We start from the raw sequence: 15131 nt of genomic DNA, 5'->3' as shown, positions 1-15131 counted from the left end.
AGATTTAGCTAGAATTAATCACAATAAGCTAGGGGTGGCCTGTAACCAGTTTTCTTTGGCATATTCGGTGTCAGCGCAAGTAATATGTAAGGTAAACGCATGGCGTGACTTATCCGACAAATTTGGCGCACTAAAATGAGGTAATAAACCATTAAATACCACTAGGGTCCCTTTTTTTACTTCTAACGGTTTAGCACTGTCGTCGTCGGGCCATGGAATGTCATGTAAAGTTTTCAATTCTGTGCTGTCATCTGGATAACGTAAAAATTGCTCTTTTAAAGGAATATCTGCGCCGCCCGATTGTACCTGCAAACAACCGTTTTGTATGGTGGCATCTTCTACTGCCAACCAAAAAGTCACAACTGACAAGGGTGTGCTATAAAAATAGGTGGCATCTTGGTGCCAGCGAATAACGCCTCCAATTTTAGGCTGTTTGAAAATATACATAGATTGGTGAATTTGCGGGCGGTTTAACCCCAAATCCAGTGCGATATCTCGTATTGTGTCACTATGACTAAAAGCTTTGAATTCAGGTACCAATTGATGTAAAGCATGGCCAATTTTATTAATGCTCAGAGCCTTATCTTGCTGTAGTGCGCCTTGTTCATTGAAGGCATCCTCCTCGAAAAAACATCGCACTTTATCGCCAGAAGACAAAAAATAGTCATCACGGGTTTTGCTGTGATCTTCAGTAGAAAATACCGAACGTGTAGAATCGGGATCAAACTCCGCCACTATGTTATTGGCTGATTGTTTAAGCTCACTCATCTGCTCGGCAGAAAAACACTGTTCAAGCACTAGATATCCATTTTGTTGGTAAGAATTTTTTTGTTCAGTTGTTAGCATTTATGTGTCTCTGGATACTAAAAATTGGAATAGGAATAAGACAAGCAAGATCGCCTATGTAAGACAAATTTTCAAGTAACTTTGCCCGACTAATGCTGAATGTTTAAATTAGTAGATAGTATTTGACTAATATTTTGTTATTTTAACTAACTATTTGGGTTTTGTTTGCGACTAATCACTAGCAATAATCAATATAACTTTCGTTATCAGTAACTTAAGTTATTGGCGCAGGTTTTGCTTTAGGCTGGAACATAACAAACAAATCAACCTAATTAAACACTAAGGACACCTATGACATTCTCTAAATTGACTACCGCGGCACTATTTACCGCGTTAACCCTAAGCACATCAGGCTGCATCATTCATGTTGGTGGTCACGATGGACATAACGATAACAACGACCATGATTATAGTAGTGTTTTGGGAGGGCTAGATATATCCAAAAATAGAGTGGTAGGGGATCTCTCTTCAGTGAATGGCGATATAACCATTGAAGAAGGAGTGATGGCTCAAGATGTTGAAGCAGTAAATGGCACTATTAAGATTGCCAATAACGTGAGCGTTTATGACCTATCAACAGTCAATGGCGACATTAAAGGTCAAAGTTTTTTATCAGTAAAAGGTGATGTAGGTACCGTTAACGGTACTATTAGCCTTAGCCAAGGTTCAATAGTTAGTGGCGATGCAACCACAGTCAATGGTGATATTCATTTGACAAAAACAACCATAGCAGATGACGTACAAACTCAACATGGCAGTGTTACTTTACTGCAAGGCTCTGTTGTAGAAGGTAACATCGAGTTTGATTCACAAGATGACAACAGGTGGTGGGGTGATAAGACCCGTGAACATAATCCACCTACTTTAACCATTGATGAAACATCAAACGTAAAAGGTAAAATTATTTTACGCCAAGTGGTGGTTTTAGAAATTCAAAACCCAGCCTTGTTATCAAAAGTTGAACGTCGTTACAAAGAAAGTGAGTAAATAACTGTAGGGGCACCCTTTAGGTTGCCCCATTAACCTCTATTGATTGTGCCTAATTCCCAAGAGTTCAAGGGAATTAAGCCACCAAACATACTACAAGCTAGGCTAAACCTTAAACTGACTCACTATCTGTTGCATATGTTCTGCCCGCTCTTTTAACTGACTGATTTCCAATTGCTCATTCTCAGCATTTTCATGGATGCTTGCCGCCGTATCTGCAATACTTTGTGCCGATTGATTAATATGTTCAACTACCGATGATTGCTCTTCTGTGGCTGATGCCACCTGATGATTGCCATCACTTATGCTATCAAATTTCGACTTAATTGAGGCCAACGCTTGAGTAGCGTCTTGGGCGCGTTGCGCCAACTCTACGCTACTTTCGGCTCCTTCACGAATTTCACTTAAGGACTGCGTTGCTGCACTTTGTAATTGCTCTATTTGACCACGAATTTGTGCGGTAGAATCCTGAGTGCGGCTGGCTAAGGTTCTCACCTCATCTGCCACCACGGCAAAACCACGGCCTTGTTCACCGGCGCGAGCCGCCTCGATAGCTGCATTCAAGGCCAGTAGGTTGGTTTGCTCAGAGATACCACTAATAGCCTCAACCACAGAATTAATCGATTCTGCTTGATTTGCCAAATTGGCAATAGCAGTTTCAGTTTGCGACATTGACTCGGCTAAATGATTCATCGTTTGCGATACTTGCTCGATAACAGCATTAGTCTCGTGAGTGTCTGATACAGCCGATTCGGTATCTGTTGCAGTTTTATGGGCTACCGATGACACCTCAGCAATTGTATGTCCCATTTCATTCATAGCCGTTGCTACCTGCTCGGTTTGACCACGCTGATTTTCGGCGTAACCTACCGACTTATTTGAAAATCCATTAAGATGATCAACGCCTAAATTTATCGCCTTTTCTGCTTCTTGAATTTCTACCACTAAAGCAGCAAAACGCGTCATAATTGCGTTGAAACCTGTGGCTAAATGACCAATTTCATTATCAGCTGAATCATCTAAGCGACTAGTTAAGTCACCGCCACTGGCCGACATTGATAGCAATTTATCTCCGACCTGCTGTACCGATTGACTCACCTGGCGCGCCACAAGCATAGACAGGCCTATAAATAGCCCCGCAATAACAATAGCGATGCCAACTGATAACCACACCACAGAATTTACTTTCTCACTGATTTCAGACTTGGGCATTATAGTCACTAGCTTCCAACCAATTTCCGGCAGCTCTGCCACCGCCATATAGACGTTTTCTCCAGCCAGCTCGATTTCAGATAAGTTAAAATCACCTTGAGCCTGATTAATGCTTTGCTCAGACGCAGCTAAGTCGCTGATATTGGATATCTTTCTATCCAAGTATTGACTGTTTGGATGAGCGGTCACTGTGCCCTCACCATCGAGTAAAAACATAAAACCAGAGGCACCTACCTGAGTGTCTTTGACCAACTGGGTAATATCGGACACATCGTATCCAAGTCCCGCCATACCTAATGCCTGTCCACTGCGGGATCTTGCTTTAACATTCACAAACAAAGTTAACTTGCCATTTTGCTCATCAACATCAATCGCCAATCCCAGATCCGTTGATTTAGATAAAGCATCAAAAAACCAACTATCGCGCTCTACACTGCGAGAAACCGTTTTAAACAACCCATCATTGGTATAATAATGATTACTCTCAGCCGACACCCAAAACACTTGTAACGCGCCATTTTCTTCAACAAAACGCTGAAAATAATTAGTCACTGCGCTCAATTGCTGCTGGTCTTCCCCATGAGATATCCAGTTCTGCACAAAATCATTTTGCGCGATCCCTTGAGAAAGTGTGATTGGAACCTGTAATTCTGCGCGTATTTTTTCGCGGACTCGACTCAGCACATTAGGCAAATGCTCTTTTTCTGTCACGTCATAAAACATAGAAGAGAATTGACTAATATTGATAATGGATGAAAACAATGTGGTAAAAAATAACGCCAAAGCCATGGCACCTGCCACCGCGGTGCGGATTTTGAGTTTTTGTAAATTTAGCACTATCTATATTTCTCCCTGATGAACTGGTTAGGATACCTACTGGTTATCGTTACAATAGACTGGAAACTGAACCAAGATACCCTATTTTTTTTGCTCGAGTCGAGCTCAGCCCATCATATCTATGAATTTACTTGGTAGCCATTTTAAAAAAATGGCCGGCCAACATGATGAGTTTTTCTAATTACCCTAAGCATTAACTACCTTTTTTACTCGCCTGTCTTACTCGCCTGTCTTACTCGATGTTTTTTTACCGAGCGGCGCATTCGGCTTAGTTTTACGTGATCGAGTTTGTTGTCTTCTTCTAACTTAATCAGGGTTTGCGTTTCTGCGGGTAATTGCACGGTTTTGCGTAGGCCGTTTAAATCCGTCAATGGCAGTTCAATCCAGCCACCTTGGGGTAGACGTTTTTTAAGCTCTAAATCACCATATCTAACGCGAATTAAGCGGCTCACTTGTAAACCTTGGGATTCCCATAAGCGTCTGACCTCGCGGTTTCTGCCTTCAGATAAACTTACGTTGTACCAAGAGTTTTGGCTTTCTTCATCGCCGGGCTTTTTGACAATTTCGGTAAATTTGGCTTGGCCGTCTTCAAGTTGTACGCCATCGGTGAGGCGTTTAAGCATCATGTCTTCCACTTCACCAAATACACGCACCGAATATTCGCGCTCCACTTCGTGTTTGGGGTGCATTAGGCGGTTTGCTAGTTCGCCATCGTTGGTGAATAACAATAATCCACTGGTATTGATATCAAGCCTGCCAACTGCAATCCAGCGACCATTTTTGATATTGGGTAAACGGTCAAATACTGTGGGGCGACCTTCGGGATCTTTGCGGCTGCATAATTCACCCTCGGGCTTGTTGTACATCAACACTCGGCACACTGGTATGTCTTTTGGGGTGCTAAGGGGATTGCCATCGACTCGTATTTTGTCGGCAGGCTCGACCCTATCACCTAAGGTCGCCAGTTTGCCATTAACAGAAATACGTCCTGCTTCAATCCATCTTTCCATTTCACGGCGCGAACCCACGCCAGCGTTGGCTAATACTTTTTGTAATTTGTCACTCATTAATGTAATTGCTCTTTTTCATCTGCGTTGTCTGCTTCAATTGTAGAACTAGTTGCAGATTGTGGTTGTTTATCTTCAGTGAGCGGGTTGCTCTCACTGCTTAGAATATTCAGTTGTTGGTCTTTTTCTTGATCATGTAAAAAGTCGTCACTGCTTGGTAAGTCACTTAAATTTTTTAACGAAAAGTAATCTAAAAAAGTTTTGGTGGTGGCATACAAAGCAGGCCGACCTGGCACTTCTTTGTGGCCTATCACTTTAATCCAGTCTCTCTCACTCAAGGTTTTGATGATGTGGCTACTCACTGACACGCCGCGCACATCTTCGATTTCACCGCGAGTAATAGGTTGCCTGTAAGCAATCAAAGCAATAATTTCTAACATGGCTCGTGAATAACGAGGTGCCTGTTCTTGCCAAAGTTTACTCAGCCAAGGGCTTAAACTATCCATGGATTGAAATCTATATCCCGACGCCACTTCAATCAGTTGTACACCTCTAGCCTGATAATCTAAGGTGAGTTCGGCTAAGGTTTCTTTCAACCTGCTCTTACTCACAGCCAAACCATCTAAAACCGTGGCTTGCAGTTGCTCTGTACTTATTGGCTGCTCAGACACAAAAATCGCGCCTTCGACTAATTGTTTTAATTGCACATCAGAAATTTTAGCCATTAAACATGCCCTCCTTGGGCCACGCGCACATGAATATTGGCGTAGGGCTGTGCTTGCACTAGTTCTATTAGGCTTTCTTTGGCTAACTCTAAAATCGCCAAAAAAGTCACCACTACGCCGGCTTTTCCTTCGCTGGCGTGAAATAACGCATCAAAGCCAGTGAATTCATCTGAGGATATTTGCTGTAAAATCAAACTCATACGTTCACGGGTCGATAAGGTTTCTTTTTCAATATGGTGATGCTCGAATGCTTGGGCTTTTTGCATAGCAGACTGAAACCCTAAGACTAAATCTTGCAAACTGACGCTGGGTAAAATTCGAATAGGTGCTACCGATTCAGAAGCCGCAGCACTCGCTGGGAAAATATCACGCTCTTGGCGAGGAATATTATCTAATTGTTGCGCGGCGTTTTTGACTAGCTCATATTCTTTTAAGCGGCGAATGAGTTCGGCCCGTGGGTCGTCTTCGTCTTCTTCTGCATCGGGCCGTTTCGGTAATAACAGGCGCGACTTTACCTCACCCAAAATCGCCGCCATCAGCAAATATTCACCCGCGAGCTCCAGCTTAATGTCTGTCATCAGCTCCACATATTCCATGTATTGCTGAGTCACTTGATACACGGGCAAATTAACAATATCGAATTTTTGTTTACGAATAAGGTACAACAGTAAATCGAGTGGCCCTTCAAATGCTTCTAAAATGAGTTCAAGGGCGTCTGGTGGAATATACAAGTCTTCTGGCTTTTCAATTAATGCTTCGCCATTGATAAACGCCAACGGCAACGGCTGCTGTACAGGCTCCTTGGCTAGTTCGGTACTTGCGGTACTTGAAGTAGAAAAGCTATCGGTAGACATAAAAAATGCGTTTTTTACTAAACAAACGGGCTGGTGTCGCCACTGCCTTCACGAATAATGGTGTTTTCACCTTCTGACATATCAATCACAGTAGTAGGTTGTTCACCTAAAAAACCACCATGAATGATCAAACCTACCTGTTTCTCAAGTTCATCACGAATGTCATCAGGATTCGACTCGGCAACCAATGCACCTGGTAATATCAAGGTGGTGGACATCAACGGCTCGCCTAGTTCTTCTAAAAGCGCCAGCGCAATTTTGTTATCGGGAACGCGAATACCAATAGTGCGACGTTTAGGATTTTGCAGGCGTTTAGGCACTTCTTTGGTGGCTTTAAGAATAAAGGTATAAGGGCCAGGTGTGTTGTTTTTGATGGTTCTAAAGGCGGTGTTGTCGACTCGGGCATATTCGGATAACTCCGACATATCCCGGCACATTAAGGTGAAATTATGGTCTTTATCTATTTGACGAATGCGGCACAGTTGCTCAAGGGCGGCTTTGTCATTCATATGACAACCTATGGAATAACCCGAATCAGTAGGATAAACCACCACTGCGCCTTGATGAATTAACTCACTGGCTTGTTTAATTAACCGCGCTTGTGGGTTTTCAGGGTGGATATAAAAAAACTGACTCATATTTGTTTCCTATTCTACTATCGCAGCAGTATTGCTTGGTTAATGTTAACCGTCTTGAAGGGCTTTGGCTATCTTTTCGCCAGCCTTACTTTAATCTTATTAACCAACAAGGGACCAATCATGCCAAATGGGCACAAGTTGCTCTGGTAACTTAAGGTTTTTACCCAATTCGGTCCAACGGTTTGGGAAATGAAAATCAGAACCGCTAGATGCCTGTAGATCATGTTCCGCGGCGATATCGGCCAATAACTGTTTACGAACGGGTGTGAGGTGTGAATGGATCACTTCCATGCCATCGCCACCCGCATGAGCAAACTCAGCCACCAAGCGTTTTAACCATTTGGTGGTCATATCGTAATGCCCCGGGTGTGCCAACACAGCTTTGCCACCGGCATCGTGGATCCATTTAACCGCTTCAGCAATGTCGATCCATTGGGGTTTAACGTGGGCTTTTTTGCCTTTCCCAAGATACTTTTTAAACACAGAATCAAAATCTTTAACCACTTGGCGCTGCACTAGCACCCTAGCAAAATGGGCGCGGGTGATTTGGCCTACACCGGCTAATTGTTTGGCATCTTCAAATACGTTTTCGATGCCGACTTTTGCCAGTTTATCTGACATTTGCTGGGCCCGTCTGTCACGCTCTTGGCTTTGTTGTTCTAAACGTTGTAAAAATTGTGCATTGGTATGATCAACATTTAAGCCCAAAATATGAATATCAAAGTTATGCCATGAGGTAGATATTTCCACACCAGGCAAAATTTGCATCGAACGTTTTTGTTGTGATTGATAATCCATCGCTTCTTGAATACCGTCCACCGTATCATGGTCGGTAATAGCCAATACATTCACTTGCATATTATGGGCGCGATCAATTAACTCTTTAGGCGAGAGTTGTCCGTCTGAATAATAAGTGTGGCTGTGCAAGTCGATTTTCATGTTTTGGCTTTTATTTGTGTTTAATATTCATTTGCGTATTGACATAGCAGCGTTTTTGTTTTCTTCTATGCACTCGAAAATGAACATCAAATTTAAAATACTTGACGCTATTATACCTATCCCTTAGTGAATAACAGCCGAATAACTGATTTAAACAGATTACGAGTACAATAAATCATGCAAAACAGACACACACACAACATTTGGTGGTGGCACATCCTGACCTAACGGGCTGTGAGTGTTTGTGTTTGAATGTAAAATTCGCAAATAAATTTCCAAAAAAGCCCGTATAATGCGGGCTTTTTTACGCCTGCTCTTCAATAAAGAACAAGAGAATCAAAGAAATGAGTTTAGCCCAGTTAACCGAGCAGTTTGGCAAAGTAGAAACTTTAGTCGTGGCCGCCGATTATGTAGCCGACCCGTTACATGCATACCAATACTTATGCCAAGGTCGCAGTAATAACTTATTGTTAGAGTCCGCCGAAATTGACAGCAAAGACAACCTTAAAAGTTTGCTATTAGTAGATGCCGCCATCAAATTAGAATGTGTCGGCCAGCAAGTGATTTGCCGTGCTTTATCAGATAACGGCCATGCAGTATTGCCTATGTTCGATAAATACTGTCCCCAAGGCGTGACCCATGACTATAACCCAGACAAGGGCTTAGTCACCTTAACCTTCCCTAAAGCAGATGCTGAATTAGACGAAGATAGCCGTTTAAAAGCACCGGCCGTGTTTGATGCTCTGCGACTGATCACCAATAAAATTACCGCCATTCGCCAGCACCCTCATGGCGTATTTTTAGGTGGTGCACTGGCTTATGACTTGCTTGCTAGCTTTGAAACACTGCCAGAAGTAGCAGACAGCGAAAATACTTGCCCTGACTTTGTGTTTTATCTTGCCGAGACTTTGGTGATCATCGACCACCAAACCCAACAAAGTGAAATTATCGGCAGTGTGTTTAGCGGTAAAAATGTCGGTAACAATTATTTTGCTGTGAGCCAAAGACTCGAACAAGTTAAACATAAACTTAGCACCATCAAGCCCTTAGCAAAAGCCAACAAAACCGCCATCACCAGTGCAGATTTACAAGTTAATAAGTCGGATGATGTGTACAAAGCGGATGTTATTAAGCTCAAAGAAAACATTCTCGCTGGGGATATTTTTCAAGTGGTGCCGTCGCGCACTTTTAGTTTGCCTTGCTCACATCCTCACGATGCCTATCGCGCTTTAAAGCAACAAAACCCCAGTCCTTATATGTTTTTCTTACAAGACGACAATTTTTGTATGTTTGGGGCTTCACCAGAATCGGCGTTGAAATACACCAAACAAACTAATCAAGTGGAGATTTACCCGATAGCCGGGACACGTCCTAGAGGTAAAAGAGCAGATGGCAGCATTGATCTGGATTTAGATTGCCGCTTGGAGCTCAACCTACAAGAAGATCAAAAAGAGCGCGCCGAACATATTATGTTGGTGGATTTAGCCCGCAACGATGTGGCCAAAGTGTGCAAACCCGGCACCCGTTATGTCACCGATTTACTTAAAGTAGACCGCTATTCTCATGTGATGCATTTGGTTTCAAGGGTGGTAGGGCAATTACGAGATGATCTCGATGCCCTAAATGCCTACCAAGCCTGTATGAATATGGGCACCTTAGTAGGTGCGCCAAAAGTCAGCGCGGCTACGTTAATTCGTGAGGTAGAACAACAGCGCCGTGGCAGTTATGGTGGAGCAGTAGGTTATCTTAACAGCCAAGGGGATATGGATACTTGTATTGTTATTCGCTCGGCCTTTGTTAAAGATAACACCGCTTACATTCAAGCAGGAGCAGGTGTGGTGTATGACTCAGATCCGCAATCTGAAGCCGATGAAACCCGTGGCAAAGCCCAAGCAGTGATCAGCGCGATTATATCAAGCTCGCATTCAGAAGGAGACGCCTAATGACTGCTACTGTAGCGAAAGCTAACAATCACATATGTGTGTTTTTATTAGATAACTTTGATTCATTTACCTACAACCTAGTGGATGAACTCAGAACCCTTGGCCTAGAATTGGTGGTGTATCGCAATAGTGTGTCGGCTGAGATGATCTTGCAAAAAATGCAACAAAAAGCGCAGCAGGTAAACCAAAACGGCCAAAGGACACAAGTGATGTTAATGTTGTCACCTGGGCCTGGTAATCCTTCACAAGCGGGCTCAATGTTAGCATTACTGGAATTAGTAAAAGGGCAATTTCCGGTACTAGGTATTTGTTTAGGCCATCAAGCGATTGTTGAATCATACGGCGGCAAGATTATTCGCGCCGACAAGGTAATGCATGGTAAGTCGTCATTGATTAATCACTGCGGTGATAAAATGTTTGCCAACATGCCTCAGCCACTTCCTGTTGCCCGTTATCATTCGTTAATGGCCAGCAATATGCCGAAGGAACTTAACGTATTGGCTAATTTTTCCGACATCCCTATGGCAGTGGCGCATTTAGACGATAAAATGCTGGGTTTTCAATTTCACCCAGAATCCATTTTAACCTCCCAAGGTAGCCAGCTATTAATGCAAAGCATTGAATTTTTAACCCAAGACAAGGTTTAAACCAGATGATCCACACAATTCTTGAACAACTTTATCAAGGCCAAGACCTAAAACAAGATGACGTCACGGCAGTATTTTCTCAGGTAGTGACAGGTCAAGTGCATGATATTGTTTTATCTTCACTGCTTACGGCATTAAAAATAAAAGGTGAGCAACCTGAAGAAATCGCCGGTGCAGCAGCGGCATTAATCGCCAACGCCGCCCCCTTCCCGCGCCCAGATTATGACTTTGCCGACATAGTAGGCACAGGTGGTGATGGTCATGACACTATAAACATTTCATCGGCTTCGGCTATAGTCGCGGCGAGTTGCGGTGTAAAAGTCGCCAAGCATGGTAATCGCAGTGTTTCTAGTAAATCTGGCTCTGCCGATTTATTCAAAGCATTTGGTTTAGAGCTAGCTATGACGGCAGATACTGCCCGTCAATGCCTTGATGATTCAAATCTGTGTTTTTTGTTTGCGCCTAACTATCACTCGGGCATTCGCCATGCCATGCCAGTACGCACCACCTTAAAAACGCGTACTTTATTTAATTTGCTAGGGCCATTGGTGAACCCTGCTCGTCCTAGCCATATTGTGATTGGCGTGTATGCACCAGAGTTACTGCTACCCTTTGCCAAAACCTTACAGCTTTTGGGCTATAAAAAAGCCTTAGTGGTGCATGGCAGCGGTTTAGACGAATTTGCTTTACACGGTGATACTCAAGTGGTGGAAGTAAATGGCGCACACATCAGTGAAACATCCGTCTCTCCACAAGATTTTGGACTTGAAAACTATCCGTTAGACGCCATTAAAGGTGGCGAGCCAGACGAAAACAAAACCTTAATTGAAAATGTACTTTTGGGTAAAGGCCAAGCGGCACACCAAGCGGCTGTTGCTATGAATACTGCGGCATTACTCAAACTTTGTGGCAAAGTAGATAGCTACAAACAAGGGGCTGAAATGGCCATCAAGGCAATGCAGCAACAACTGCCACTGGCTACCATTAAACTATCGGCTGCCATCAGCCAAAATAAATAAAGAGTAAGTTGACCCAAATGGCTAACGTATTAGAAAAAATCGTCGACAATAAAAAACTCGAAATCGCCCAGCGCAAAATTGATTTACCTTTAACGAGTTTTATTGATGGCTTAACACCTTCAGACAGAAGCTTTTATGATGCGCTGGCACAGCCCAACGCTGGCTTTATTTTAGAATGTAAAAAAGCCTCGCCATCTAAGGGTTTGATCCGTGAAAACTTCGATTTAGACGAAATCATTCAAGCCTATAGCCCTTATGCGGCCTGTATATCGGTACTGACCGATGAAAAATACTTTCAAGGTAAATTTGAATACCTAGAATATGTGCGTAGCAACGTTACCCAACCGGTGATCAACAAAGACTTTTTTGTCGACCCTTATCAAATCTATTTGGCCCGCTACCATAATGCTGATGCGGTATTACTCATGTTATCGGTATTAAGCGATGAACAGTATGTTGAACTAGCGAAGCTTGCCGAGCAATACCAACTTGATGTATTGACCGAAGTCAGCAACGAAGCTGAAGTGTTAAGAGCTTGCAAGTTAAAAGCTAAAATTATCGGCATTAACAACCGCGATTTGCGGGATCTCAGTACCGACCTCGCCACAACCGAACGTTTAGTGCCATTAATTAAACAACATGCACAGCAGCAACATGTGATCATTTCTGAATCAGGCATTTACACTCACCAAGATGTGCGCAGACTAGCGCCATTATCCGATGGTTTTTTGGTGGGCAGTGCGCTAATGGCCCAAGGCGACATTGAGCTTGCTGCAAAACAATTAGTGTATGGAACAATAAAAATTTGCGGAACAACTAACCTAACAGGTGCCAAACTAGTCAAAGACAGCCCAGCCAGTTACGCCGGTTTAATCTTCGCTGAAAAATCCAAACGTTTTGTGACCTTAGACCAAGCCAAACAAATAACGATTGCCGTACCATTTAATTATGTCGGGGTGTTTGTGAATGCGCCTGTCGAACAAGTGGTCAATTATGCACAAGAATTACAATTAGCAGCCGTGCAATTACATGGGCAAGAAGATCAAAGTTATATCCATAACTTACGCAGAGTTTTACCAAAAAACTGTGAAATTTGGTTAGCCAAAGGGGTTACAGATACCTTACCTACACAGGATGAATTCCATGTGGATTATTTTTTACTAGACTGCCAAGTGGGCACACAATCCGGTGGCACCGGCCAAGCCTTTAGTTGGCAACTGTTAGATGCAATAACCGACAAGTCCAACATTATTCTTGCCGGTGGCATTACCCCAAACAATGTAAAAGACGCGGCTAATCAACACGTCGCCATGCTTGATTTAAACTCAGGAGTAGAAAGTGCACCGGGCATCAAACAAGCAAAAAAAATTAGTCAGGCTTTTAGCCAAATTAGAGAGTATTAAAGCAGCTTCGAACTCAATGTTCGCAACTGAATAACAAAGTTTATATAGTGAGAAATAAATGAATCAATTAGACAGTAAATTTGGTGACTATGGTGGCATGTACGTGCCTGAGTTGCTGATCCCTGCCCTCGACCAACTTGAACAAGCTTTTATCGATGCCCAGAACGATCCCGATTTCCAAGCAGAGTTTATGGGCTTGTTAAAAGACTACGCTGGACGCCCAACAGCAATGACATTGACGCGAAATTTAGTCAGCAATCCAAATGTAAAACTGTACCTAAAACGCGAAGACTTATTACATGGCGGCGCCCACAAAACCAATCAAGTGTTAGGCCAAGCGTTATTGACCAAACGTATGGGCAAAACCGAAGTGATTGCCGAAACTGGCGCAGGCCAACATGGCGTTGCCACAGCATTAGCCTGTGCCCTTTTAGGGCTAAAAGCGCGAATATATATGGGTGCTAAAGATGTTGAACGTCAAGCACCTAACGTTTTTAGAATGCGTTTAATGGGTGCTGAAGTGATACCTGTTAATGCAGGTTCAGGTACACTTAAAGACGCAGTAAACGAAGCTCTGCGCGACTGGTCAGCTAGCTACGATAAAGCCCACTATTTATTAGGCACAGCTGCAGGTCCTCACCCTTTCCCGACTATAGTGCGTGAATTCCACCGTATGATTGGTGAAGAAACTAAAGCGCAAATTTTAGAAAAAGAGGGCCGTCTGCCCGATGCAGTAGTGGCTTGTGTGGGTGGTGGTTCAAATGCTATTGGTATGTTTGCCGATTTTATTGATAAGCCAAGCGTAAAACTCATAGGCGTAGAGCCAGCGGGCAAAGGGGTTCACACCAAAGAGCATGGCGCGGCAATTGGCAAAGGTACAACAGGTATTTTACACGGTACTTATAGCTATATTATGCAAGATGAAGATGGCCAAATTGAAGAGTCATACTCGGTATCGGCTGGTTTGGATTATCCCGCTGTTGGGCCACAACATGCTTATTTGTCTGACATTGGCCGCGCTGAATATGTGTCGGTCACCGATGAAGAAGCGCTAAACGCCTTTCAAATTTTATCCCGCAAGGAAGGCATAATTCCTGCCCTTGAGTCTTCTCATGCCTTAGCGCATGGCTTAAATATGGCAGATGAAGCCGAAGATGGCAGCATTATAGTCGTGAATCTATCTGGACGCGGTGATAAAGACCTTGCGCATGTTCATAGCATTTTAGGAGACACTTTTATGGGAGGAAATAGCCATGACTAATTCTGTGGATCGCTACGAGAATATGTTCTCCCAACTTAACCACAAAAATGAAGGAGCATTTGTTCCTTTTGTGATGGTTGGTGACCCCGACATTCAGTCTTCGGTAGAAATAATAAAAGCGCTGGTTGCAGGCGGAGCTGATGCATTGGAATTAGGTTTTCCTTATTCTGATCCCATTGCCGATGGCCCTACTATTCAGCAAGCCAGCATTCGCGCTTTATCGAACAAACTCAAAACCGATGACAGTTTTGAAATCATTCGCCAAGTGCGTGAAATCCATGCCGATATTCCGATTGGTTTATTGTTGTATAGCAACTTAGTGTTAAAACGCGGTATCGAAAAGTTTTATCAAGATGCCGTTGTCGCCGGTGTCGATTCGATTTTGATTGCCGATGTACCGCTACGTGAAGCCGACCGTTTTATCGCGGTTTCTGAGCAAACAGGCATCAAACAAATTCTCATCGCACCGCCAAATGCCAGTGACGAAACCTTGGCCGAAATTGGAAATAAATCTCAAGGTTATACCTATTTATTAGGCCGTGCTGGCGTCACAGGCGCTGAAACAGCTGTGAGTATTCCTGCCAGCGAATTAATCGACAAACTCACTCAATACAAAGTCGCACCGCCTATTTTGGGTTTTGGTATTTCCACTCCTGAGCAAGTTGCAGAGGCAATCAAATCCGGCGCGGCTGGGGCTATTTCTGGCTCGGCAACTGTTAATATCATTGCAGACAATCTAGACCAACCTGATGTGATGCTAGAAAAATTAACTAGTTTTGTGCAACAAATGAAAGCGGCGACTCATAAGTAGCC

The 15131-nt window shown here is 43.3% G+C and carries 14 protein-coding genes; 7 read left to right on the top strand and 7 right to left on the bottom strand.

From position 1 onward, the window contains the following. Window positions 1-18: 18 nt before the first annotated feature. Window positions 19-846, bottom strand: coding sequence for a phytanoyl-CoA dioxygenase family protein (locus Q0688_RS15240; protein WP_299078563.1), 828 nt, complete (start codon window positions 844-846; stop codon window positions 19-21). 291 nt (window positions 847-1137) lie between these two features. On the opposite strand from Q0688_RS15240, the gene Q0688_RS15235 reads away from it, so the two are divergent. Further along, a complete protein-coding gene (locus Q0688_RS15235) occupies window positions 1138-1833 on the top strand; it encodes a hypothetical protein (RefSeq protein WP_299078560.1) in 696 nt (231 codons plus the stop codon). A gap of 105 nt (window positions 1834-1938) precedes the next feature. Here Q0688_RS15235 and Q0688_RS15230 read toward each other — a convergent pair whose 3' ends face one another. From Q0688_RS15230 to Q0688_RS15205, 6 genes are all read right to left on the bottom strand, one after another. After that, window positions 1939-3882 carry a methyl-accepting chemotaxis protein gene (locus Q0688_RS15230; RefSeq protein ID WP_299078557.1) on the bottom strand — a complete coding sequence of 648 codons (1944 nt, stop codon included), beginning with the start codon at window positions 3880-3882 and terminating at the stop codon, window positions 1939-1941. Window positions 3883-4088: 206 nt separating this feature from the next. Next, window positions 4089-4949, bottom strand: a complete 861-nt coding sequence (rluB, locus tag Q0688_RS15225) for a 23S rRNA pseudouridine(2605) synthase RluB (protein ID WP_299078551.1) — start codon at window positions 4947-4949, stop codon at window positions 4089-4091. Then, window positions 4949-5614: an SMC-Scp complex subunit ScpB gene (gene scpB / locus Q0688_RS15220; RefSeq protein ID WP_299078548.1), complete on the bottom strand. Its 666-nt coding sequence runs from the start codon at window positions 5612-5614 to the stop codon at window positions 4949-4951. The genes rluB and scpB overlap by 1 nt, the downstream gene beginning before the upstream one ends. After that, window positions 5614-6468, bottom strand: a complete 855-nt coding sequence (locus Q0688_RS15215; protein ID WP_299078545.1) for a ScpA family protein — start codon at window positions 6466-6468, stop codon at window positions 5614-5616. Before Q0688_RS15215 ends, scpB begins: the two co-directional genes overlap by 1 nt. A 17-nt stretch (window positions 6469-6485) precedes the next feature. Next, window positions 6486-7106: an L-threonylcarbamoyladenylate synthase gene (locus Q0688_RS15210; RefSeq protein ID WP_299078541.1), complete on the bottom strand. Its 621-nt coding sequence runs from the start codon at window positions 7104-7106 to the stop codon at window positions 6486-6488. 99 nt (window positions 7107-7205) lie between these two features. Then, window positions 7206-8045, bottom strand: a complete 840-nt coding sequence (locus Q0688_RS15205) for a PHP domain-containing protein (protein ID WP_299078538.1) — start codon at window positions 8043-8045, stop codon at window positions 7206-7208. 344 nt (window positions 8046-8389) lie between these two features. On the opposite strand from Q0688_RS15205, the gene Q0688_RS15200 reads away from it, so the two are divergent. The 6 genes from Q0688_RS15200 to trpA are packed head-to-tail and all read left to right on the top strand — an operon-like array spanning window position 8390 to window position 15129. Continuing rightward, the gene (locus Q0688_RS15200) at window positions 8390-9988 is read left to right on the top strand and encodes an anthranilate synthase component 1 (RefSeq protein ID WP_299078536.1); all 1599 of its coding nucleotides are present in this window, start codon (window positions 8390-8392) and stop codon (window positions 9986-9988) included. Further along, the gene (locus tag Q0688_RS15195) at window positions 9988-10635 is read left to right on the top strand and encodes an aminodeoxychorismate/anthranilate synthase component II (protein WP_299078533.1); all 648 of its coding nucleotides are present in this window, start codon (window positions 9988-9990) and stop codon (window positions 10633-10635) included. Before Q0688_RS15200 ends, Q0688_RS15195 begins: the two co-directional genes overlap by 1 nt. A gap of 5 nt (window positions 10636-10640) precedes the next feature. Continuing rightward, window positions 10641-11654 (top strand): anthranilate phosphoribosyltransferase, encoded by a 1014-nt coding sequence (gene trpD / locus Q0688_RS15190; protein ID WP_299078530.1) that lies wholly within the window; start codon window positions 10641-10643, stop codon window positions 11652-11654. Window positions 11655-11671: 17 nt separating this feature from the next. Beyond that, window positions 11672-13057 (top strand): bifunctional indole-3-glycerol-phosphate synthase TrpC/phosphoribosylanthranilate isomerase TrpF, encoded by a 1386-nt coding sequence (gene trpCF, locus Q0688_RS15185; RefSeq protein WP_299078527.1) that lies wholly within the window; start codon window positions 11672-11674, stop codon window positions 13055-13057. Window positions 13058-13115: 58 nt separating this feature from the next. Further along, complete coding sequence (gene trpB, locus Q0688_RS15180) at window positions 13116-14318, top strand: tryptophan synthase subunit beta (RefSeq protein WP_299078524.1); 1203 nt, start codon at window positions 13116-13118, stop codon at window positions 14316-14318. Then, on the top strand, window positions 14311-15129 hold the full coding sequence (gene trpA / locus Q0688_RS15175; protein WP_299078521.1) for a tryptophan synthase subunit alpha: 819 nt from the start codon (window positions 14311-14313) through the stop codon (window positions 15127-15129). Before trpB ends, trpA begins: the two co-directional genes overlap by 8 nt. The last annotated feature ends 2 nt before the right edge of the window (window positions 15130-15131 follow it).

Source organism: uncultured Paraglaciecola sp. (assembly GCF_937123705.1).
GTDB lineage: Bacteria > Pseudomonadota > Gammaproteobacteria > Enterobacterales > Alteromonadaceae > Paraglaciecola.
This window is presented reverse-complemented; position numbering and strand designations above follow the sequence as displayed.